At 69.7% G+C, this 22,258-nt stretch carries 23 protein-coding genes; 11 read left to right on the top strand and 12 right to left on the bottom strand.

What is annotated here, in order from left to right; genetic code table 11:
* On the top strand, positions 1 to 229 hold a 229-nt coding region (locus Aco04nite_RS22485; RefSeq protein WP_212999223.1), incomplete at its 5' end, for a hypothetical protein.
* A 329-nt stretch (positions 230 to 558) separates the two neighbouring features.
* Here the strand turns inward: Aco04nite_RS22485 and Aco04nite_RS22480 are convergent.
* Complete coding sequence (locus Aco04nite_RS22480; protein ID WP_244876201.1) at positions 559 to 1,266, bottom strand: sulfotransferase domain-containing protein; 708 nt, start codon at positions 1,264 to 1,266, stop codon at positions 559 to 561.
* A 472-nt stretch (positions 1,267 to 1,738) separates the two neighbouring features.
* Entirely contained in the window at positions 1,739 to 1,975 is a 237-nt protein-coding gene (locus tag Aco04nite_RS22475; RefSeq protein WP_212999221.1) for a hypothetical protein, read from the bottom strand.
* Between the two features lie 147 nt (positions 1,976 to 2,122).
* Between Aco04nite_RS22475 and Aco04nite_RS22470 the strand changes: the two genes are divergently transcribed.
* The 3 genes from Aco04nite_RS22470 to Aco04nite_RS22460 all read left to right on the top strand — a co-directional run bounded on the left by Aco04nite_RS22470 (position 2,123) and on the right by Aco04nite_RS22460 (position 4,260).
* A complete protein-coding gene (locus Aco04nite_RS22470; RefSeq protein ID WP_212999220.1) occupies positions 2,123 to 2,626 on the top strand; it encodes a hypothetical protein in 504 nt (167 codons plus the stop codon).
* 159 nt (positions 2,627 to 2,785) lie between these two features.
* Positions 2,786 to 3,424, top strand: coding sequence for a uridine kinase family protein (locus tag Aco04nite_RS22465; RefSeq protein ID WP_244876200.1), 639 nt, complete (start codon positions 2,786 to 2,788; stop codon positions 3,422 to 3,424).
* 86 nt (positions 3,425 to 3,510) lie between these two features.
* Complete coding sequence (locus tag Aco04nite_RS22460) at positions 3,511 to 4,260, top strand: SDR family oxidoreductase (RefSeq protein ID WP_212999219.1); 750 nt, start codon at positions 3,511 to 3,513, stop codon at positions 4,258 to 4,260.
* Here Aco04nite_RS22460 and Aco04nite_RS22455 read toward each other — a convergent pair.
* The 9 genes from Aco04nite_RS22455 to Aco04nite_RS22415 all read right to left on the bottom strand — a co-directional run bounded on the left by Aco04nite_RS22455 (position 4,245) and on the right by Aco04nite_RS22415 (position 14,181).
* Positions 4,245 to 5,054 (bottom strand): helix-turn-helix domain-containing protein, encoded by an 810-nt coding sequence (locus Aco04nite_RS22455; protein WP_212999218.1) that lies wholly within the window; start codon positions 5,052 to 5,054, stop codon positions 4,245 to 4,247. The two genes, Aco04nite_RS22460 and Aco04nite_RS22455, sit on opposite strands and share 16 nt — an antisense overlap.
* A gap of 33 nt (positions 5,055 to 5,087) precedes the next feature.
* Positions 5,088 to 6,266, bottom strand: coding sequence for a nickel pincer cofactor biosynthesis protein LarC (larC, locus tag Aco04nite_RS22450; protein ID WP_212999217.1), 1,179 nt, complete (start codon positions 6,264 to 6,266; stop codon positions 5,088 to 5,090).
* 61 nt (positions 6,267 to 6,327) lie between these two features.
* Positions 6,328 to 6,996 carry a nickel pincer cofactor biosynthesis protein LarB gene (gene larB / locus Aco04nite_RS22445; protein WP_212999216.1) on the bottom strand — a complete coding sequence of 223 codons (669 nt, stop codon included), beginning with the start codon at positions 6,994 to 6,996 and terminating at the stop codon, positions 6,328 to 6,330.
* Entirely contained in the window at positions 6,989 to 7,843 is an 855-nt protein-coding gene (gene larE, locus Aco04nite_RS22440; RefSeq protein ID WP_212999215.1) for an ATP-dependent sacrificial sulfur transferase LarE, read from the bottom strand. The genes larB and larE overlap by 8 nt, the downstream gene beginning before the upstream one ends.
* A 4-nt stretch (positions 7,844 to 7,847) precedes the next feature.
* Positions 7,848 to 8,885 carry a LacI family DNA-binding transcriptional regulator gene (locus Aco04nite_RS22435; protein WP_212999214.1) on the bottom strand — a complete coding sequence of 346 codons (1,038 nt, stop codon included), beginning with the start codon at positions 8,883 to 8,885 and terminating at the stop codon, positions 7,848 to 7,850.
* Between the two features lie 68 nt (positions 8,886 to 8,953).
* A complete protein-coding gene (locus tag Aco04nite_RS22430; protein ID WP_212999213.1) occupies positions 8,954 to 9,799 on the bottom strand; it encodes an endo alpha-1,4 polygalactosaminidase in 846 nt (281 codons plus the stop codon).
* 128 nt (positions 9,800 to 9,927) lie between these two features.
* Positions 9,928 to 10,893, bottom strand: coding sequence for a glycoside hydrolase family 6 protein (locus Aco04nite_RS22425; RefSeq protein ID WP_212999212.1), 966 nt, complete (start codon positions 10,891 to 10,893; stop codon positions 9,928 to 9,930).
* Positions 10,886 to 13,054, bottom strand: coding sequence for a glycoside hydrolase family 9 protein (locus Aco04nite_RS22420; protein ID WP_212999211.1), 2,169 nt, complete (start codon positions 13,052 to 13,054; stop codon positions 10,886 to 10,888). Before Aco04nite_RS22420 ends, Aco04nite_RS22425 begins: the two co-directional genes overlap by 8 nt.
* Positions 13,055 to 13,128: 74 nt before the next feature.
* A complete protein-coding gene (locus Aco04nite_RS22415) occupies positions 13,129 to 14,181 on the bottom strand; it encodes a substrate-binding domain-containing protein (protein ID WP_244876199.1) in 1,053 nt (350 codons plus the stop codon).
* 93 nt (positions 14,182 to 14,274) lie between these two features.
* On the opposite strand from Aco04nite_RS22415, the gene Aco04nite_RS22410 reads away from it, so the two are divergent.
* The 7 genes from Aco04nite_RS22410 (at position 14,275) to Aco04nite_RS22380 (ending at position 21,988) form a co-directional block, all read left to right on the top strand.
* Positions 14,275 to 15,225: a glycoside hydrolase family 6 protein gene (locus Aco04nite_RS22410; RefSeq protein ID WP_212999209.1), complete on the top strand. Its 951-nt coding sequence runs from the start codon at positions 14,275 to 14,277 to the stop codon at positions 15,223 to 15,225.
* Positions 15,226 to 15,332: 107 nt separating this feature from the next.
* On the top strand, positions 15,333 to 18,812 hold the full coding sequence (locus Aco04nite_RS22405) for a PQQ-binding-like beta-propeller repeat protein (protein WP_212999208.1): 3,480 nt from the start codon (positions 15,333 to 15,335) through the stop codon (positions 18,810 to 18,812).
* A 33-nt stretch (positions 18,813 to 18,845) separates the two neighbouring features.
* A complete protein-coding gene (locus tag Aco04nite_RS22400; RefSeq protein WP_212999207.1) occupies positions 18,846 to 19,838 on the top strand; it encodes a caspase family protein in 993 nt (330 codons plus the stop codon).
* Positions 19,839 to 20,096: a hypothetical protein gene (locus tag Aco04nite_RS22395; RefSeq protein WP_212999206.1), complete on the top strand. Its 258-nt coding sequence runs from the start codon at positions 19,839 to 19,841 to the stop codon at positions 20,094 to 20,096. It begins immediately after the preceding gene.
* 70 nt (positions 20,097 to 20,166) lie between these two features.
* The gene (locus Aco04nite_RS22390) at positions 20,167 to 20,334 is read left to right on the top strand and encodes a hypothetical protein (RefSeq protein ID WP_212999205.1); all 168 of its coding nucleotides are present in this window, start codon (positions 20,167 to 20,169) and stop codon (positions 20,332 to 20,334) included.
* Positions 20,335 to 20,803: 469 nt separating this feature from the next.
* Positions 20,804 to 21,013: a hypothetical protein gene (locus tag Aco04nite_RS22385; protein ID WP_212999204.1), complete on the top strand. Its 210-nt coding sequence runs from the start codon at positions 20,804 to 20,806 to the stop codon at positions 21,011 to 21,013.
* 27 nt (positions 21,014 to 21,040) lie between these two features.
* Entirely contained in the window at positions 21,041 to 21,988 is a 948-nt protein-coding gene (locus tag Aco04nite_RS22380) for an SDR family oxidoreductase (protein ID WP_212999203.1), read from the top strand.
* Here the strand turns inward: Aco04nite_RS22380 and Aco04nite_RS22375 are convergent.
* Positions 21,953 to 22,258: an HAD family hydrolase gene (locus tag Aco04nite_RS22375; protein ID WP_280519368.1), complete on the bottom strand. Its 306-nt coding sequence runs from the start codon at positions 22,256 to 22,258 to the stop codon at positions 21,953 to 21,955. The two genes, Aco04nite_RS22380 and Aco04nite_RS22375, sit on opposite strands and share 36 nt — an antisense overlap.

Here is a 22,258-nt window from a genome sequence, read left to right as displayed (position 1 = left end):
AGCTCTCGGCCACACCACCCGACTACGACGCAACTCCCCCGAAGCCCGGACACCGGACGGCAAACTGATCTGGATCGAGGCCGCACGAGCACTGTTCCGTGAGGCGAACACCCACCGGGCACAAGCCGCCGCTGACCATGAACGTGACCGCAGACGTGCCGCCGGTGACCTGTTCGACTGGGGCCGGTTCACCAACCGCTGGCTGGTAAAGTACGCCGCCGCCTACTAACCCACGAACACCGGACTCTGCGTCACACCCGGGGCTCGACACGACAATCAACGCGCGCCCTTGAAGTCACTAACCCAAAGTCCACGACCGGTGGCGAGTCCGGCGGGAATGGACGCGACATGGGCGACGTGGTGGCTCTACGCGTACGAGCCGGACACAGGCAGGCATTCCTGCGTAACGAAGGAGATCCTGCGCGTCTTTCTTCACGAGGCCCGCCCATGCCGCACTTCGCATCAGCAACGGCAGCAACCCTGCCGCGACCGAGCAACAAGCCGATCTTCAACCACTATTCCGGCGACACGTTCTCAAGCCGCGATCCGCGTGCACCGTCAGGATTGCGGGACTTGGTCATCGTGGGGCCTGGGGTACCCGAGTAGGGCCATCGCCGCCTGGTTGTCGATCCGCGACCAGAAGAGCTGGTGCAACTCGGTGCGCATTTCGTCCCGATAGCTGCCGGTACGACCTCGGCGGAAGAACAGGTCGTCGTGCCCTCGTAGCTCGTCCAGAGACGGAACAGCAGCCTCCGCCCGCAGACCAAGCACGGGGGCCACCGTGGCGATGATCGGAGCTACCGTCGCATGCGGGTCACGGATCAGGTCCTCGTACCGCAGGACGACACGGTGCGGCACCGACGGCCGCACCCAGCTGAGAACGCTGGTTCCCCAACTGCCGGTCCCGCCCGCACTCACTCGCAGGATCTTTGACCGTAGTTCGTCCTCATAGGTGTTCGGGTCTTCCTCGCTCGCTTGGCGAGCCCACGAGACCAGGGCGTCACGGCCGTCTCGCACCAGGCATCTCGCACGATCTTCCTCGTCGACCTCGACATCTCGCTGCCGGTGGGTCTTGACGAAGTGCGGCTCGTCTGCGGCACGCATCTCGGGAAGGCTTCCCGGACGATCAGTGAACCCGATCAGATCTTTTCCGAGACGCTCAGCAACACCGTCGACGTCATAGACAGTCGAGGTTCTGACGCCATACAGCCGATGAAGAACGATCCGCAGAAAGGTGTTGCCAGAACGAGGAAACGACGCCACCACACGGTCATCTCCGAACCGTAGCCAGCAGCAAACCGTATGAGCCAGCCAACGCGTTACCGGCATCCTCATCTGCCGCCGACCGCGCTCGGCGCACCCGGCTGACTGTTACGCTGCGTCCACGGAGCAGCGGGCGCGGACATGTCGAATTGAGTGCATCGAGTCACGGCGTCGCCGCGGGGTTAGTCAGGGCCGACGACCCGGCCGATTCAGGATTGCGTGCGAATCGCCTTTTGGGGCGGGGGCTCGGATGCTGTACCGACTTGTTGTACCACTCGAGCAGCCCCTCCCGCTCGTGCGGCGCCGCCGCGCAGGTCGCATCGTCACCTCGAGTGTTGGTAACGAGCGGAAAGGTAGCGGGAGCCTCTCCGCTCCTGTGACCTGATGCATCTGTTGCTCTGGGGATTGCACATCCGATTGCTTTCGGTCGGTCTACGACTCACTGAGGTAAGGGCGCCGGCTGTCGCACGGCATGCTAAGGGTTGGCAGTTGTCTGGATGAACGACAAGACCCGTGGTAGGACGTGACAGAACTCGCCGCCGCCCCATGCGTCCACGAGGCCACCGGCTCGTTCCATTGCGTCCCAGAACGGCTCGGTCGATCGAATGATGTCCTCCGCGGTGGCCGTATCGACGTCGATGGCGGCGCACACGGCTGCTGTCAGCTCTTTGCGGGATTCGGCAGGCATGTCTTCCAACGGATCACGATGCATTCGCACAAGCTACTCGCCAGACGTGCACGTTCATGGCCGCGATCCGCGCGCCTGGCGAGACACTCCAGCTGGGCAGCTTCGAAGCTGAGTTCAGCGATGCGGCCACAGCACCCTCGTCGACCGGCCAAGGTCTGCGACAATTCCGTCATGTCACACCTTTATCGTGTCGGTGGCGTCGTCGCAGTTTGCGTGATCGCGGGCGGTGCCGGGGTGGTGGCGTCCCGGCAGGATGAGCCGGTCAGCGTGTCTGCTCCCGCCGAGGTGACTTCTGCGCCCCCGGCCGAGGCGTTGACCCGTCTCGACGACGGCCTCGGGATCACCGGCGGCCACGAGGGCCTGCAGGCTCTGGTCAGGGGCGCGGTGCAGCTCGTCGACGGGTGTTTCCTGCTCGCTGGGGACGTTGTCATCTGGCCTCATGGCACGCACGCGACGGGCGACGAGATCACGCTGCCGGACGGCGCCACGCTCAAGGTGGGCGACACCGTGCAGGGCGCGGGTGGCTACTACCAGGCCGACTATCAGGACCTGCGCCTGGTGTCGGATTCCCCGACGGTTCACCGCGTGGTGAGCTGCTCCCGGCGGACGAATGCGCGTTCGGTGGCGGTCTTCAACTCCTACTCCTACGGCCCGATCCGTCGTGACGAAGAGTGACCTGCGGCAGGGTATGTGTGTTGTGCTCAGACATGTCTGGCCTGCGCTTGACGGCCGCCGCCGCGAAAAGTTGCGGCATCCAGGCTCCCGGGGCAACATCTGATGGCCCGCCGCTGCTCCGGTAGCGGCGCCGCTACCGACCGCTTTAGGGTCTGCGTTATGAGACTCCATCCCGGTGAGCCTGAGGTCGTCGACTGGCGGGTGGTGCCGGTGGCCGAGGTCGTCCAGCGGCTCCGTGACGCGTCACCGGGCGTGACCGGACGGCCGCGGGTGATCGCGATCGACGGGCGGGGCGGCGCGGGCAAGACGACCCTGGCCGAGCGGCTGCGGCAGGTGGTGCCGGGCTCGGCTGTCGTACACACCGATGATGTTGCTTGGAATCAGGCGTACTTCGACTGGGGTGGGCTGCTCGCGGAGCACATCCTGCGACCCCTGCACCGGGGTGAGGCCGTGGACTTCCGCCCGGCGGCCTGGAGCGCCCACAGTCGACTCGGCTCGATCGTCGTCCCCGCCGGCACCGGCATCGTCTGGGTCGAGGGCACCGGCGTCATCCGCGAGGAGCTCGCCTCCTGGCTGGACGCCTCGGTGTGGATCCAGGGTGACCTCGACGAGCAGGAACGCCTGCTGGTCGCGCGCGACGGTGACTCTCCCGAGCAGCGGGAGCATGTGGCGAACTGGTTGAAGGACGAGCTGCCGTTCCTGCTCCGGGAACAACCCTGGGCCCACGCGACCCTGATCGTCGCCGGCCCCGCGCAGCTCGCCCACGATCCCGGCACCGAGCTGGTGGTCGCGCGCTGAGGGGCATACAGGCTGTATCTGCCTGCCCGGCGTCGAGCCGTATTCACTGGTTCTCGACGGTTTGCCGGAGAAAGGTACGTGAGGTCATGAATTCATTGAAGCCGCTGGACGGCCGGGTTGCTGTTGTCACCGGGGCCTCCTCGGGGATCGGTGCCGCCACGGCGGTGCGCCTGGCCGCTGACGGGGCCCGCGTCGCGTTGCTGGCCCGCCGGACCGACCGGATCGAGGCGCTGGCCGCGACCATCGGGGATGCCGCGCTGGCCCTGACCGTTGACGTCACCGATCCGGGGGAGCTGGATGCCGCCGCGCGGACCGTGACGTCGACGTTCGGGCCGGTGGATCTCGTCGTCGCGAACGCCGGTGTCATGCTGATCGCGCCGTTCGCCGAGGGGCGCCGGGACGAGTGGCAGCAGATGCTGTCGCTGAACGTGATGGGGGTGCTCGACACCGTACGCGCGTTCCTGCCCGGCCTGCTGGAGAACGCCGCCGCCGGCCGCACCGCGGACCTGGTGATCGTGTCGTCGCTGGGCGCGCGCCAGTTCTCCCCGGGGTTCGGCGTCTACTCGGTGACGAAGGCGGGTGTCAGTGCCCTGGCCGCCAGTCTGCGCGCGGAGTTCGCCGGGCAGGGCCTGCGGGTCACCAACGTCGAGCCCGGCGTGACCGACAGCGAACTCGGCTCGAAGATCTTGCACGACGAGTGGCGAGAGATGCTCGCCGCCCGCAAGGCCGGAATGAACCCGCTGGCAGCCGAGGACATCGCTGACGCCATCGCCGACGCCGTCGCGCGCGGGCGCAACGTGCACATCCGTGAGCTCATCGTTCACCCGACGAGCTGATCCGGATCCCGCCCGGCCGGCGCATCGGGGGCGGCGGGGAGGAAGACCAGGTACTGGTCGCGTTCGGGGATGTCCGTCACCTCGCAGGTGAGCGTGGCCTGCCCGATCCGCACCTCGGTCACCTCGACTGCGGTGTCCCGCAGGAAACCGACCGGGGCCTCCTGCCACATCTGCTCGAACCGTTCACTGCGGTCGCGCAGTTCATCGACGAGGTCCCGGGTGGTGAGGTCGTCTGGGTAGCGGGCTCGGGCGCTGCGCAGCCGGGCCGCAGCGAACCGCGACAGGGCGTTCAGTCCCGGTGAGCCCCAGACGTCGTCGTGGTCCGGCGGCAGGAAGTGCCGCCGGGCCAGGTTGCGGTCGGCCGCCCGGCCGGCGGCGAAGTCCTCGAGAAGCTCGACGGACGCCCGGTTCTGGCCGATGACGTCGAGGCGGGCGCTGCACACCAGCACGGGAACGGGCAAGCTCTCGATCAGCTGACGCGTACGCCCGCTGAGCTCCATGGCCGGCTCGGCGGGCCGCGGCGGTGCCTGCTCGGCGAGGTCGAAGAGATGCTGCGTCTCGCCCGTGGTGAACCGCAGCACCCGGGCAACCGCGCCCAGCACGTCGGGTGAGGGCTGGGAACCCCGGGCCTGCTCGATCTGGGTGTAGTGGATCTCGGAGATGTTCGCGAGCTCGGCGACTTCCGACCGGCGCAGCCCCGGTGTCCGCCGGTTCCTGAGCGGCAGGCCCAGCTCGGCGGGGTCGGTGCGCTCCCGCCGCGACCGCAGAAATTGGCCGAGTGCTTCGCGGTGCATGGCCGCATCGTGTCACACCACCGATCAACCCCCTCAATGTGGGAGATAACGCAGTGGCGCGCCCACCACCAGGCCCGCTTCGGCTGCTGCCGCGACGGCCTCCTGCAGGACGAGGCGTTCGGGGCGGCCCTGGGAGCGGGCGAGGGTGGCGACGTCCTCGAATTCGGGCATGACCTGCACCAGCACGCCGTCCCGATGGCCTGTCTTCACGGCGACGTGGCCGGTGCCGACCTTGACCGGCACGAACGCGCGCTCCAGTGCGGTCTTGTCGCGCGGGCTGCGCCGCACGCCGAGGGTGGTCGTGTCGTGGAAGATGCGGTCGGTCAGGGGCTCGGCGAGCTCAGGTGGGCAGAGGACGCTGAGGGTGTGTGCCGGGCGGCCCTTCTTCATCAGGATCGGGACCAGCCAGGCGTCCGAGGCGCCGAGGTCGAGCAGGCTGGAGAGGATGCCGGGCCACAACCGTGGGTCGAGGTCGTCGACGTTGGCTTCGAGCAGCACCGCCGGTTCGGCGATCGATGACGAGCGGGTGCCGATCAGGACGCGGACGACGTTGGCCCGCCCGGCAGGATCCCGGCCGCCCGCGCCGATCCCGACACCATCCAGCGTCAGCGGCGGCAAGGGTTCGCACGTGCCGGCCCAGGTCCGTAGCAGCGCCATCCCGGTCGGCGTCGCAAGCTCTCCATCACCACCGGCCAGGACCTGCCACCCCTTGGCCAGTTCGGCGACCGCGGGCGCGGGAACAGGCAACACCCCATGACGGGTACGCACAGAGCCCGACCCGACCGCCACCGCCCCGGCCGACACGCTCGTGATTCCCAGGTCCTCCAGCGCCGCACAGCACCCGACCACATCGGCGATCGCGTCCAGCGCCCCCACCTCATGGAAGTGCACCTCGTCTACGCCCACCCCGTGCACGTGCGCCTCCGCCTCGGCCAGCCGCTCGAACACCGCGTGTGCCGTCCCGGTCACCAGGGTGCGGATCTCCCGCCAGGTGCGCCGGGCCGGATCGGTGTCCTCCACCTCGACCTCGGCTTTCCAAGCGCGCAACCCACCCCGGCGCACCTCCCGCCCGCTGATGCGTACAGCCCCGCCGACCACCGCCGCAACCGCCTCCTGCACCACGCTCAACCGGGCACCCGCGTCGAGCAACGCCCCGAGCAGCATGTCCCCGGCTACCCCCGCCGACGCGTCGATCCAGGCATGCCGGCTCATGCCGCCCCCGCGACACAATCCGCGCGCCTGAGACCGCCGCTGCAGATCGAAGCCGCGCGTCTCATGCCGGCACCGGGGCGGCGATCTGGGCGGCGAGGTGGCCCGCGCCGTAGCCGTTGTCGATGTTGACCACGGCGACCCCCGGGGCGCACGCGTTGAGCATGGTCAGCAGTGGGGCGAGCCCCTCGAACGCGGCGCCGTACCCCACCGATGTCGGCACCGCGACCACGGGAGCGGCGATCAGCCCGGCCACGACCCCCGGCAGCGCGCCGTCCATGCCCGCGACAACGACGACCACCCGGGCCCGGCGCATGGGTTCCACGTACGACAGCACCCGGTGCAGCCCCGCCACGCCGACATCCACCACGAGGTCGGTGGTGCGGCCGAGATACCGGGCGGTCAGCGTCGCCTCCCACGCCACCGGCAGGTCGGAGGTGCCCGCCGCGATGACCATGACCGTCCCGCCGGTCGGCTTCGGCTCGGCGGCCGGCCAGGCGAGCATTCCCGCCATCGAGTCGTGGAAAGCGTCCGGCAGCACCCGCAGGACCGCCGCGGCATGCTCCGGCCCCGCCCGGGTGAACAGGGCGACAGCGTCAGCCCGGTCCCGCAGAGCCTCGGCGATCCCCGCCACCTGATCCGGCGTCTTCCCCGCGCAGTAGACAGCTTCGGGATAGCCGCGCCGCTGCACACGATCAAAATCCAGCTTTGCGTACGCCCCCAGCTCACTCACCGGCGACCGCGCCCGAGATCGCCGCGTGGGTGAAGGCGCCGGACTGGATGCCACCCAGGTCGAGCGTGACGAATTGGAACCCCGCACCCGTCACCGCGGCGTGGATCTGCGAGCGCAGCGGATCGGCGACCGCCCGTGCCACATCGGCGGCGGGTAGCTCGAGGCGGGCGATGTCGCCGTGGTGGCGTACCCGTAGGTCCTGGAAGCCGAGCCGGCGCAGCGCGGCCTCGGCCCGCTCCACCTGGCTGAGTTTGAGCGGGCTGACGATGGAGAAGTGCGGGATCCGGGAGGCGAGGCAGGGCGCGGCGGGCTTGTCGGCGCAGGGCAGCGCGAACGCCCGCGCGATCCGGCGGACGGCGGCCTTGTCGAGCCCGGCGGTCACCAGCGGGGTCAGCACGCGATGGGCGAGCGCGGCCTGCGCACCGGGCCGGTCGTTGCGGCGTACGTCATCGGTGTTCTCGCCGTAAGCGATCGCGTCCAGTCCGTGCGCGACCACCACCTCGTCGCCGATCCGGGTGAACAGCTCGTCCTTGCAGTGGAAGCAGCGGTCCGGCCCGTTCGCCTGGTACGCGGGACGGTCACCCTCGTAGGTCCGGAGCTCGGCGACGGCGACCCCGATGTGCCGCGCGACCGCGTGGGCGGCGGCCCGTTCGTCGGCGGCGAGGCTGGGGGAGACGCCGAGGATCGCCAGCACGCGGCCGGGGCCGAGGGCGCGGGCCGCCAGGGCGAGCAGCACCGACGAGTCGACGCCGCCGGAGAATGCCACGCCGAGCCGGTGGACCGTGGCCAGCTGGTGTTCGACGTCGGTGACGGCCCGCCCGGCCTCGTCCTGCTCGAAGGGGTTCATCACGTCATTGCACGCCGCGGGACCCGGCCGGTGGCAAGTGGTTGCCAGATGTTGCGGCGGTGGACCGGCGTGAGATGAGGCGGACCGGGAGGACGAGGGGGGCACCGCTGGTGTGGGCGCCCTGGGCGATCGCGATGCAGTTCTGCACGCCGGTGAAGCCCATCCGGTAGAGCGGTGAGGCGATCGTGGTCAGCGCCGGTTCGACGAGTTCGTCGAACATGATGTTGTCGAAGCCGACGACGCTGATCTGGGCGGGGACGCTCAGGCCCAGTTTGCCGAGGCCTTTCATCACACCGATGGCCAGGGGATCGTTGTACGCGAGCAGCGCCGTCGCCCCGGTGCGGGTGACCCGGCGGGCCGCGCTGAGCCCGGCGAGGACCGTCGGCTCGTACGGGCCAATGCGCCGGACGTCCAGCTCGAGGCCGGCCGTCGTCTCCTGCAGGGCCCGCCAGCGCATGCCGTCGGACCAGCTGGTCTCGGGGCCTGCCACGTAGAGGATGCGGCGGTGGCCCAGCGCGGCGAGGTGTTCCGTGGCGAGGCGTACGCCGCGGTGGATGTCCGTCACGACGCAGCTGGCCTCGGGGATGATCCGGTTGAGCAGGACGACCGGCTTCTGCTTGGCCACCATGCGCAGCGCGGAGTCCGTCATCCGCGAGCTGGCGATGACGAGGCCGTCCACATGGCCCAGCTCGCGTTCGATCGAGGAGCGTTCGACCTCGGGCGACTCGTTGGTGTGGGTGAGGATCAGGTGGTAGTCGGCCTCGCGGGCGGCCTGGTACGCGCCCTTGATGATGTCGCCGTAGAACGGGTTGGTGACGTCCGCGATGACCAGGCCGACGGCCTTGTGGGCGACACGGCCCGCGGGCTGGGTGTCGCCGGCGCGGCTCGGGCGGTAACCGATCAGCTCCGCGGCCCGGAAGATGCGCTGGGCGGTCTCGGCGTTGACCCGGCCGGGACGCGCGTAGGCCCGCGAGACGGTCGACGCGGCGACGCTCGCCTCCCGCGCGACGTCGTAGATGGTGGGCCGCGGGGGAGTCGTCATGGCGGATCTCCGATCGGGCCCGCCGGGCCTGCCCGCGGTGGGGCGGGAAGGTCCGGCGGGCCACAGCGTCAGCAGGCGTCGTACACGTACGTGCTGCTGCCGGGGGCGGTGACCGCCACGTCCCGGCGTACGACCGAGATTGTCGCCCCGACCGCACTGCAGGCCTTGGTGAAGGCCGACTTGGTGTATTCGATGTCGATCACGTGGGTGCCGTACACGTCGGTGTAGCCGTCACATTCGGTGTAGCGGCCGCACTCCTCGGCGATGGCGAAGTCGAGACCGGCGGACTTGCCCGCCGTACCCAGATCGGTGGTGTTCTTCTGCCCGATCGCCAGGCTCCTGGCGTGCGCCCGGGTCGCGAGCAGCTGCAGGTAGGAGACGGCGCCGGCCTTGGTCAGCAGGCCCTCGGAGCGGTCGTACGAGTCGATGTTGTCCGGCTCGACGGCCTTGAACCCGGCGGTCGCACAGCCGTCGATCCAGCCGCCGACGACCCCGGTCAGCGCGGTCCGCTTGGCGGCGGTGGACGTGTCGAGCAGGATCTCGTTCCAGTCGCCGTCCACGACGTACTCACCGCTGGAATCCTTGAGCAGCAGGTCGTCATGGTTCTGCTGCCACCAGGTGACCTCGTCGGGCTGCACCTGGAACGCGTTGACGTAACAGATGTTGTAGATCCCGGCTGCCGGAGTCGCCTTGCGGTCCCGGCTGACCACCGTCACCCCCGAGGGCGGGGTGTACGCCGCGCCGATCTGGTAGTCGAACTTGGCGTTGACCGGGGGCAGCGTGACCGCCGCCGCCGCCGTCCTGTCTGTCGTCGTCACCGCCGCGTCCGATGAGGAGGCGAGTGCGACGCCTCCGGCCAGGGCGGCGGATACCGCTACGGCGCTGATGACGAACTTTCTCGTGCGGAATGCCATGTTGGTTCTCCATGGTCTCAACGGTCTGCCCCGCCTCGGAGAACGGCCGCTGCCGTCGTCCTGGCGATCCGATGCCGGGCTGGTGATACCGGCTGGGTTCGACCGCATTCATCGACAAACTAACATATTTAGGCGCCGGTAATGAGGCGCTGCGCGAGGTTCGGGTCGAACGTGCCCGCCGGGGTCGCCGGCGCTGTGCCGCAGGTGCCGTCGGAGTTTCCGGGGTTCTTGATCCAGAGTTCGAGCGCGTCCGGGTTCGCCGTCGACCGCGTGCCGATCCGTGGCCCGGCGGGGTTGCACCACTCGCCGTTGTAGCCGTCACCGTTGCGGCTGGTGTCGACGAGATATCCGGCGGAGGTGCCCAGCGCCGCCCTGATCTTCGTGGCGTAGTCCTTGGAGCGGGTGGTGTTCACGAAGTTGGAGACGTTGACGGAGAAGCCGCGTACCCGCGTCACACCGGAGGCCTTGAGCCGCGCGGCCATCGTCGCGGGCGCACCCCAGTTCGCGTTGCCCGCGTCGAGGTAGGCCCACGTGTTCGGGGCCTTCTCGGCGAACATCCGCGTGGCGAAGTTCAGCAGCGTGGTCCGGGTGGCGATCTGCGCCGCCGTCATGCATGCGAAGTCGCCGAGCGAGTCCGGCTCGATGACGACGATCGCCGGGCTGCTGCCGATCGCCGCCGCGAACGTCGAGATCCACGACTGGTACGCCGCCACCGTGGCAGCACCGCCCGCGGACTCGGCACCGCAGGCATCGCGGCCGGGCAGGTTGTAGGCCACGAGCACGGGCAGCTTGTTGCCGGCCGACTTCGCGGTGCCGGTGTACTTCGCGACGGCCGCGCCGATGTCGGGGTCACTGGTGCCGGTGAACCAGTGGGCCATCGGCCGGGTCGCGATGTTCGCCCTGATCGTGGCCGCACGCCCGTCCGTGGGGTGCGCTGTCACCCACTTCATGGCGGGGAGCTTCGGATCGGCGAAGCCGCCGGTGGTCTGCGCGAGCGGGGATGCCGTTGCCGCGTCCGCCGACAGCAGCGGTACGGCGGCGACGCAGGCGGCTGCCACGGCGGCTACCAGCGACACGGTGATCGATTTACGCATCGGGGGAATCTTTCAGGTATGAGGAGACCCAGGACAGGGCCGAGTTCCAGTTGATGGTCAGTTCGTTGGTGGCGTAGGAGTTGATGTCGTCGAGGTAGCAGAACTGCGGGAGGCAACCGGCGAGCCGGCGGGCGGAGAGGGGATCCTGCAGCCCGGAGTTCGGGCCCCCGGCGAGGGTTCCGGCGGGCGGGTTCGGCAGGCGGGGGTCGAGCTGGTGGGCGTACATGCGGCTCTGCTGGTTCTTGGCGAAGACGGTGCCGTAACCGGTGACGTAGGAGATGTTCAGGGCGTCGCGGCCGAAGAGGAAGTCGGCGCCGGTGAGCACGGCGTCGTGGTAGCGGCGGGCACCGGTGAGCTCCGCGGCGGTGGCCAGCACGACGATGTTGTTGAGGATGTTGCCGTTCGAGCCCCACGCCCACTTGCCGCTCGCGGGTGCGTAGGGCTGGCCGTAGGGCTGCTTGCGCTGCAGGGCGATGAGGCGTTCGGCGGCGGCGATCACGGAGAGCTTCGCTAGCGGGTCGTGGGCCTCGGTCGCCAGGTCGAGCCGGCCGAGCGCTGCCACGGAGCCCCAGTAGAAGCCGTCGGGGTCAAAAGCACCGGGGCGCAGGTGCGGGGGCGGCCGCCGGGTGGTGATCGAGAGCTCGGCGGCGGCCCAGTAGAACTCGTCGGTGACGTCGGTGTCCGCGTACGCGCCGCCGCCCGAGGTGTCCGCGGCCGGCGCGTAGAGGGCGGGGTTTGCCTGTGCCGCGGTGTAGGCGATCTCGGCGGCATCGAGGAGGCGGGCGGCGTACGCGGGATCGCTCTTCCGGAAGACCCGGGCGCCCTGTGCGGCGGCAGCGGCGAGGTTGAGGGTCGCCGCGGTGGACGGGCGGTGCAGGGCCCGGGGTTTCGCGTCGGCCGCCGGGTCCAGGGGCAGCCCGGTCCAGCTCGTGTCGGTGATCTTGTGGTACGCCATCCCGGCCAGGGGCTGCCCGTCCGGGACCTGCATCTTCAGCAGGAAGTCGAGCTCCCAGCGGATCTCGTCGAGCAGGTTCGGGGCGGTGTTGCCGTGCTCTGCCTCGGACAGCAGCTGGGCGACGGCGATCCCGCCGTTGACGACGTATTTGCCGTGGTCCGCGGCGTCGTACCAGCCGCCCGTCACGTCCCGGGTGTAGCCCGCCGGGCAGGTCCAGTTGTCCGCGAACGCCGCCGGGGGCAGGCAGGGCACCGCCGTGTCGCCCTGGTTGGGGGCGACGCCGATGTGGCCCGCGGCCCGGCCGTAACCGGGGGTGACCGAGTCGAGGATCGGTGTCCCGCTGCGCTGCGTGTAGAACAACGTTTTGCTGTCGCGGGCCAGCTCGTCGTAGATGCCGGCGCGGATCGGGAACGGATAGCTGGTGGCGCCGTCGGCGCTGATCCGATAGCCGTCGCTTTCTGAATGAAAGCTGGTGAAATCGAGGGTCTGCACGTTCTGGCCAGACGTCGGGTCGACGCCGCGCGGTGTGGTGCGGCCGGTCCGGACGACGCGGCCGGCGGCGTCGGTGAGCCGCCAGGGCAGGGGACCGGTCGCGTCGGTGACCAGGGTCGCGCCCTTCGGGCCGCCCGGCAGATAACCGACCTGGTTGACCCGCATCCGGGGGCCGGTGTCCGGAACGTACGGCGGGAGCGGCTCGCCACCGGTGAGGCTGACGTCGTCGATGCAGAACGTCGTCTGCGCCTGGCCGCCGAACTGGAACCCCAGCTGCCCGTCGAGGAACTCGCCCTTCCCGGTCCCGGTCAGCGTGTACGTCGTCAGCGTGCCCGGCACGGTGATGCTCGACGCCAGCACGGTCGAGTACGCGGGCGAGTTCTGCTGGAACACCACGGACACCGGGATCGGTACGGTCGTCCGCGCCGAGAATGTGAGTGTGTAGCCGACGCCGTTCTGGATGCGAAGGAACGGCAGCGCGAGCATGGAGTCCCACGGGTTGATCGTGCCGGTCCCGGTGTCCACGCACGCCTGCCCGTCGACAGCGCGCAGCTTCCCGGAGGCGCCTCCGTACGCGACCCACGGCGTGGTCGCCGTGTCAAAAGTGCCGTTGGTGACCTGGTCGTACGGCGCGGCGGCCGGGGTGTCGAGCGGTGCGGCAGCGTCGTACGGCGCGGCGGCCAGGGTCAGGCTCAGCAGGACGACTCGAAGCATGACCTGTTGGTAAAGGAACCTTGCCACTGAGCGCCACGACCTGATCGGGCCCGATCGGAAACGATCAGAAGTGATCAGTGCCGGCTGAGCGACGACTGGCGCACGATCAGATCGGGCACGAGCAGCAGCCGGTTCGCCGGTCGCCGATCACCCTCACCCAGCCGCGACACGACCATCTCCACCGCCATCCGCCCGATCTGCCCCTTCGCCGGCCGCACCGCGGTCAGCGGCGGTTCCCCCAGGTGCGCCGTCTCGTCGTCATAGGAGATCAGAGCCAGATCATCAGGAATATGTACGCCGTGAGCGGCCGCCGCCCGGCTCAGCGCGATGGCGTCCGGGTCGCTGTGCACGATCAGGGCCGTGGTCCGCGTCAACCGGCACAGCCGCAGCACCTCGACAGCGAGCGCGGTGTCCGTACGCAGCGAATCCCGGATCCTGATCTCCGCACTGAGCCCCGCGACCGGGCACCCGAGCTCGAAAGCGTGCTCGATCAACTCGGCGTTCGGGCTCAGCGGCGTGGCGATCAGCCCGACCCGGCGGTGCCCCTGCGCGGCGAGGTGCCGCAGCGCGACCTCCACCCCGGCGTCGTGATCGTTGCGCACCGACTCCAGCGGCCGCGGGTTCGGCCCCCAGGCCGGCGCCGCCCGCTCCACCAGCACGCACGGCACGGGCAGCGCGCCGATCCCGCTCAGGTCGTCGCGCATGTCCGGGGCGACCAGCAGGCCGTCGAGGCGCTCGGCATCCATCAGCTGGGCGATCTGCCGCCGATCCTCGGCCGGGTCGTAGCTCGAGCCCCGCAACCGCAGGTCGACACCGAGCATCGCGGCGGCGGTCCGGGCGCCCGTGATGACCTGCGGCCAGAAGAAGTCCAGACTGGGCACGATCATCCCCAGCGTCAGCCGCTGGACGGGCTGGGGGCTGCGCGCCGCGTCCAGAGGCAGCATGGCGCCGCCGTGCACCCTGGTCAGCCGCTTCTCCCTCGCGAGGGTGGCGATGTCGCGCCGGATCGTGATCGGGCTGACCCGCAGCAGGACGGCCAGCTCCGTCACGCGTACGGCGCCGTGCTTGTGCAACTCCGCGAGGAGCCGCTCGCGCCGCTGCACGTTGAGGAAGTTCGCCGTGTTCACGTTTGATCCGATCTGATCGAGATTGACCACTTCATTGGCCACCCCACGCATTCCTGTTCATCGTTGTCATCCCTGCTTAACACGGGAGAAGCCATGATGAAACGTGCCCTCACCCTCGCTCTCGCCGCTCTCCTCACCGTGACTGCCGCTCCTGACCCCGCTTTCGCAGCTGCGGACCCGCTCGGCGCCACCAACGGCTTCCTCGTCGACCCGGACTCCGTCCCCAACACCTGGGTGAAGGCGAACCCGTCAGACTCGCGAGCCGCGACCATCAAAGCCCAGATCGGGAACTATCCCATCGCGAAATGGTTCACGAACTCCTCCGGCAGCATCGGCACGGCGGTCGGCGCCTACGTCGGCCGCGGCGCCAACGCGGGCAAACTCCCCATCCTGGTCGCCTACAACCTGCCCGGCCGCGACGCCTGCGGCGGCCACTCCGGAGGCGGCGCCGGCTCCGACGCCGCCTACCGCACCTGGATCGCCGCCTTCGCCGACTCCATCGGCACCCGCCCGGCAATCGTCATCATCGAACCCGACGCGTTCGGCGACTACTCCTGCATGACGTCCGCCCAGATCACTGCCCGCAACGCCCTGCTGAACTTCGCCGCCAACCAGTTCGCCACCCGCTCCACGAACACCTGGGCCTACCTCGACGCGGGCAACGCGGGCTGGGTCGCGCCGGCCACCATGGCGACCTATCTGCGCAATGCCGGCGTGTCGGCCCTGCGCGGCTTCGCGGTCAACGTCTCCAACTACTACACAACCGCGTCGTCCATCACCTACGCCAACAACGTCAACGCCGCCCTCGGCTCAGCAAAACCCTTCATCATCGACTCGAGCCGCAACGGCAACGGCAGCAACGGGGTCTGGTGCAACCCGGCCGGCCGCAAACTCGGCACCCACCCCCAGGTGGGCGGCGGCGCCGAAATGCTGTTGTGGATCAAAACCGTCGGCACCTCGGACGGCCTCTGCGGCACCGCCCCCACCATCCCCGCCGGCACCTTCAGCCCGGACCTCGCCATGCGCCTGATCTCCGGCCCGTGAAACGCGGCGGCCGTTCGGTGTGGGGTGTGGTCTGTTCGGGCCACTTGTTTCCCCTGGCTCAGCACTAATGTGAGGCTCCCTGCACCACAATTGCGCGGGAGTCCTGAATGGATTCGACACCGGTGCTCAGCGATGCCGTGATTTCGGTGCTGCGGCTCGCCGCCGGCCGGCAACCTGCCGGTCTTCCGCTGAGCACCGCGGCGGTATTCGCGGCGCTGCCCGATGTGGATCACCGGGCGAGCTGGGAACGGCTCTGGCTGCACACCGGTGAGCCGCGCGCCCTCGACCTCGCGCATTACCCGGATGATGATTCGCGGGCGGCGACCCATTGGGAAAACATTTCCGTGACCGCGGAGCTGGCCGATGCGCTCGCTTTTCTCGAGTCGGTAAGACGGGCCTACGACCTGCCGCCTGCATCGACGGGCCTGCTCGCCGTCGCGCTCGTCGCCGCCCCGGGCTGTGGCGCGACCCGGGGGCTGACCCGGCACGGGCTGACCCCGGACGCGCTGCTGGAACTCGTGCAGTCGGAGATCCTGGGCACCACCCTCGAGGCTCTGCCCGCGCTGACCGCCCGGGAAGATCCCAAGGCTCCTCCCGAGCCAGTGCCCGAGCCAGTGCCCGAGTCAGTGCCCGAGTCAGTGCCCGAGGCGGTTCAGGGCGGGTCGGGGCGGCGCCGGGCCGCGTGGATCGCACTGAGCGTGGTGTCGCTGCTCGGCATCGGGCTGGCGATCCGGACGTCGCCGGGCTTCAACGCCGCCCCGCCGCCGGCTCCGGAAGTGCCCTTCCGCCCGCCTGCCCTGGCCTCGCGGATGCTGACCACCGCCGACGTGACATCGGCGCTGGGCACCGACATGATCGCCCTGCAGGATCGGCCGCCCGATTCGAAGATGTGGACCAGTAACGGTCCTCTCGTCGCCGACACCCGTAATGCCGCGATCGTCGCGGGATGGCAGCGGGAATGGGTCAGCACGGATCAGGCGCGTTATGTGCTCCTGCGTTCCGTCGAGGTGACCCGGCCCCGCTATCACCGGATGTTTCACGAGAACTGCGGGATCGAGACACCCGTTCCCGTTCCCGCCGCCCTGGCGGCTGCCAGCGCCGGATTCGTCGATAAAGGGGATAATCATGCCGCATTCTGCATGCTGTCCGAGAAAGGCAACATCGGCATTCTGGTCTCGGTGAGAATGCGTGGCGCGAGCGCCGCCGAAATGGTGCCGCAGGTGGCGCAGCGGCTGATGACCCGGCAACTGAGCCTCGTCGGCGGATATGTGCCCGCACCGCCGGTGGTCAATTCCCAGCACTATGCCAAGGCCAGCATCGACCGCTGGTTGCTGCTGACCGCTCTGATCCTGCCGCTGGTGCTCGCGCTCCCGCTCGCCCTGGTCGATCGGGCGACCTGGCGGCGGCTGCGCCGGCGGTTCCGGCGGCGGGAAGCGGGCGACCCCTACCTGGTCTCCGTCGACCCGGCAGCCCGGCTCGCGCTGTCCGAGAGCACCGCGCTGACCCTGTTCAAGCTCGCGGTCTACGTGTGGCTCCTACGGTGGATCGAAGCCCTCCCCATCGGCCTGTACGCGACCGCGGCGCTGCTCCTGGCGGCGTTCTGCCTGATGACCGTGGCCGAGTCGCGGATCCTGCACGGCACCCGGGGGCGTTACACACCGCGCCCGTTCCGGGGGCTCAGCCGGCTGTTCGCCGTCGGCGGACTGGTCGTCACGGCAGCCTTCGTCGCGGGGGCGTTCCTGATCGCCGGCGTGTCGCTCGCGTACGCCGGGCTCGGCCTGAACCCGGCCGGACCCGACTATCAGATCGCGAGGATCGCGTCCCTGGGAATCGTGGCCGCGCTCGCTGTCCTGGCCGGCGCTGTCATCCCCCTGATGTTCGTGCGGCGCCTCGCGATGCGCCGGGTCAGCCAGGAGGCGCAGAGCTCGCCCGGCCGGCACATCGTGCTGTTACGTTCCTTCGCCGACGACAAGCGACGGGTCCGCGCCCGGCGCCTCGACCGGGCCTCCATCGTCGACCGGATCTGCCTGCGCCGCTGGGAGCGTTTCGAGGAGATCATCGCCACGGCACTGTCGACGATCGGCCCGGTCATCGCGCTCAGCCGCCCCGGCGAACGCCTTCCCCCGGCCCTCGGCGCGGTGCGTCAGCAGTTTCCGATGGACGGCTGGCGGGCGGGCGTGCGCGACCTGATCAGGGACTCTGCCCTGGTGTGCATGGTCGTGGGCCGCACCGAGTCACTGGTCATCGAGCTGCGCGAGGTGCAGGCGCTCGGTGCGCTGCACAAGGCCTTGTTCCTGGTCCCTCCATGCGGCCGGCGTGAGCAACGCCGTCGCCTGGCCCTGCTCTCCCGCGAACTCGGCATCCCCTGGGACCGGATGCTGCGGGCGACCCGCGGCACCGATGTGCTGCTCATCATGCAGAACGCCGGCCCGGAACGAGCGGTGATCTTCACCGCGCGGGCGCCGGACGACGTCGGGTACGAGGCGGCCGTGCACGCCGCGGTGCTGCTGACCGGTCAGCCGGCCCCGGCGACCGCGGTGGTCCGCGAGATCATGGCCGGGTTCCGGCACCGGGCGGCGGGCGACCGGCCGGTGCCGTCGGCCGGCCCCACGCCACCGCCGGCGGTCGAGGTCTACGCGCCGGGCCGCGCCCCGGTCTACGTGCCCGTGTACCGCAGGTGGACGGTCATGCCCTGGCTGCTCTCCTCGGTGCTGACCGCCGTCGTGCTGCTCGTGACGACGTTCGTCACCGGGATCAACACGCACGACTTCCCCGTCGTGACGACGGGGCAGGGCACCGCCACCTGGCTGGCGGAGGACGACGTCACCGGCGAGCTCTACGCGGTCATCGACCGGTTCGGGATCGTCAAGGTCGATCCGGCGGAGAAGGAGGTGAAGCTCCTCGGTACGTCGAACGACGCCGTCGACGATCTCATCGTGCACGACGGGGTGGCGTACGGGGAATCCCCTGTCACCGGCGTCGTGACAGCGGTGAGCCTGTCCACCCACCGCCCGCTCTGGACGGCGAGGCTCCTCCCGGGGTTGCGGGGCCTGGCGCTGGCCGGGGACCTTCTGGTGACCACCGTGCCGGGCCGGCGTGAGGTGATCGCGGTGTCGGCCCGCGACGGCAGGCAGGTCGGCAAGCGGACGGTCGCGGGCATCCCCTGGGGCGTGACGGTCTCCGGCGACCGTTTCGTGGTGCCGCTCGTCGACCGCGGCAAGATCGTGTCCCTGAGCACGCGGGACCTGACGCCGGCCGGCACGGTGGCGACGGTCACCGGCCCGCAGCAGGTGGTCGCCCAGGGCCCCGTGCTGTGGGTGCTCGCCCCCACACAGGACCGGGTCGTGCGGCATCAGTCGGGCACGGTCGCGCCGGGTGGCCAGCTCCTGCTGTCCGACCCCGGGGCCCTGGTCGCCGCGAGCAACGGCTGGTTCGCGGTGCAGGGACACGAACGGGTGACCCTGGTGTCCGCGACGGGCCTGCTCGTGCGGGTGCCGCTGCCGTACACCGGCGTCACGTCGATGTGTGTCACCCGGGCCGGGCATCTCTTCGTCGGCGTGGAGGGAAGCGTCGCCCAGCTGCACTGAGCCACCCGGACGAGCCACGGAACAGGGAGACGGATGCGCAAGGCACTGATCGTCGGCATCGACCACTACACGCACCTCCCCAGGCTGACCGGCTGTGTCAACGACGCGCGGGCGGTGAGTGCGGCACTCGGACGCCACGCGGACGGCAGCGTGAACTTCGCCGATCCGCGGGTCCTCACCAGCTCGTCACCGTCGGGCCGGGTCCTGCGGGCCGGGCTGCGGGATGCGGTGCGCCGGCTCTTCAGCGGCGACGCCGAGATCGCGCTGTTCTACTTCGCGGGCCACGGCTCGGTGGACGACGCCGGTGGCTTCCTCTGCGGCAGCGACAGCAGGGACGGCAACGACGGGCTCGCGCTCGCCGAGGTGATGACGTTCGCGAACAGGTCCGCGGCGACCAACCGGGTGATCATCCTCGACAGTTGCCGCAGCGGGATCGCCGCCGACCACCCGCTCACCCGGGGTCTGGCGGAGGTCACCAGCGGGATGACGGTGCTCACGGCCTCGACCGAGGACCAGTTCGCCGAGGAGACGCCCGGTGGCGGGGCGGGCGTCTTCACCAGCCTGCTCGTCGATGCTCTCCACGGTGCGGCCGCCAATCTGGTCGGCGACATCACCCCGGGCAGTGTCTACGCGCACATCGACCAGTCGCTCGGCCCGTGGATGCAACGGCCCGTCTTCAAGACGAACGTCCGGCGGTTCGTCTCACTCCGGACGGTGCCACCGCCGCTCGCGTCCGACGAACTGCGCGCCCTGACGACCCACTTTCCCGAACCCGGCCACGACTTCGCACTCGATCCCTCGTACGAACCGGAGCGTTCGGCGGAGCAGGCAGCCGACCCGGCGATCCCGCCGCCCGATCCGACGCACACGGCGACCTTCCGGGTCCTGCAGAACTATGTGAAAGTCAACCTGTTGCTTCCCGTCGGCGCCCCGCACATGTGGCACGCGGCCATGCTGAGCAAGTCGTGCCGCCTGACCCCGCTCGGGCGGCACTACTGGCGCCTCGTCGACAAAGGACTGCTGTAGATGACCGGACCGGACGTGGTCGAGATCCTCGCGGCGATGGAACACGAGCGATGGTCGCACTGGCAGCGTTACCTGCACTCCCGCTGCGCCCGGACCGCGGACGGCTCACTGGTGATCCCGGCCGAGCTGGTCGCGCGATGGGAGCGGCAGATCGCCACGCCGTACGCCGACCTGACCGAACCGGAGAAGGACAGCGACCGCGAGCAGGTCATGCGCTACCTTCCGATCATCGAAGCCGCCTGGGGAAGCGCTGGGTGAGGCGGGCAGCGCGGCCGGTGGGTGGTAACTCAGGCCCGTTACTGGACGCCGTCCCGGGCGTCCGGCAGGCATGGTGGAGCTGCAGTCCGGGATCTATGCGATCGGCGAGCAGGGCGAGATCGGGATGAAGCGCCTTCTGCCCGGTGAAGTGCCACCGGAGAGGGCCGTTGCGCAGGCCGAGAGCTTTCCTGCAGGGCCCGGGTCGGTAGAAGATCTCGCGCTGTTCTTCTACGACTGAACAGCGGACCGGTCGAGCACGCAGCCAGGCAAGCCACTCACTCCGCGCGAGTGGGAGAAGATCACCTTTGATCTACGCATCGTGGTCGCGTTGGGCCCACGTGTAATGGACTACAGTTAGTGAGGCTGAATATTGCGTCGAAACTTGAATTGGCACAACTTCTGATGGTGTCTGATGTCAACAATGCGGCAATTATTGTTCAGCGCATGACATACACAATCTGGCCGCGGTGACGGGTCGTGATGATCGCGGTGTCGGGCGCGCCGTGACCGGCTTGCTGTGCGAAGCCGGTCACCGCCGAGGTTGCCGAGGACATCAGCGCCGCCGCCTATCTGGAGCCGATAGCTCAGGCGTGCCGCGCTACATGGACGGCGAACGGTCCAGGCCGACCTCGGCCCGCCGCTGATCCATGCCACCAGCCACGCCCTGCGGGCTGCCTCCTGGCCGACGAGTTCCTCGGTGGCCACCCGTGTTCGTCGAGGATCTCGGCCAGCCGGTCGCCGTTGCGGACGGTGATCCGCCGATGGGCCAGCTGCGCGGCGAAGTCGTCGCTGAGGGCGCCGGGCTGCAGGCGCCGGTCCTCGTCGGTCATGTTGATCAGTTCCTGCGCGAGCGCGTCATAGAGCAGGCATGTACTGCCAGGGCATGGTTACGGCTGTTCCGCAGCGCGACCCTTTGAGGAAATACCCCTCATCGAGGAGCAGTTGTGGAACAAGTGCAGGATCTGCGGCAGAAGCTCGTGGTGGTGACCGGCGGCAGTGACGGTGTCGGGTTCGCGCTGGCGGGGCGGCTGGCGCAGGCTGGTGCCGAGGTGGTGCTTCCGGTGCGTAACCCGGTGAAGGGCGCGGCGGCCGCCGAACGGCTGAGGTCGCAGGTCCCCGGGGCGCGGATCCGGTTGGAGACGCTCGATCTGGCGTCGCTCGAGTCGGTGGCCGGGTTCGCGACGACCATGAACGGCGAGGGCCGGCCGATCGACATCCTCGTCAACAACGCCGGGGTGATGGCGCCGCCCGTGCGGCACACGACCAGCGACGGGTTCGAGCTGCAGTTCGGGACCAACGTTATCGGTCACTTCGCTCTCACCGGGCGGTTGTTGCCGTTGCTGCGGGCCGGGCACGCGCGGGTCACCACGCTGACGAGCAGCGCGGCGCGGCAGGGGCGGATCGACTACGACGATCTGCAGGGCTTGGGGAAATATGGGCCTGTCCGGGCGTACGGTCAATCCAAGCTCGGGAATTTGATCTTTGCTCTGGAGCTTGACCGGCGCAGCAATCTGGCGGGCTGGGGCATCGTGAGCAACGCGGCCCACCCGGGCACGACCCTGACCAATTTGTACGCGTCCGGCCCGAACCTGGGCCGCGCCAAGCCCTCGCCGCACGACGCGATCATGCGCCGCCTGGCCGGGTGGGGCCTCCTCGCCCAGACCGTGGATCGCGGCGTCCTGCCCGTCCTCTACGCCGCGACCAGCCCCGAAGCCCACGGCGGCCGCCTCTACGGCCCCGACGGCCTCGGCCAGTTCACCGGCGCCCCGACCGAACTCAAGGTCTACCCCTCCGCCCAGCGACCCGGCGACCAGGAAAGGCTCTGGCAGGTGCTGGAGGACTTGAGCGGCACCACGTCAGGAGAATGGCAACGCGGCGATCCGATCAGGTAGCTCCGCCAGGGAGTCGATCCGAAGCGTCGGTAGCCTGGCGGAGTCGGCGTCGTCCTGCTGGATCGTCGCCCACGGTCCCCGCCGGATCAGCGCCGTCCTGAAGCCCGCCAGCGCCGCCGGCCGGATGTCGTTGTCCAGGCGGTCGCCCACGTACAGCGTCTCGTCCGCAGCGGCCGGCACTTCCCTGGCCAACGCTTCGAAGAAGCCCGGATCAGGCTTCGCGACACCCCAGTCGTCCGAGGTCGCGATCAAGTCGCAGGGGAGTGCCAA

Origin of the sequence: Winogradskya consettensis (genome assembly GCF_018332715.1) — a bacterium.
GTDB lineage: Bacteria > Actinomycetota > Actinomycetes > Mycobacteriales > Micromonosporaceae > Actinoplanes > Actinoplanes consettensis.
Note: the sequence above shows the minus strand (reverse complement) of the source record. Positions and strands in the feature narration are given on the sequence as shown.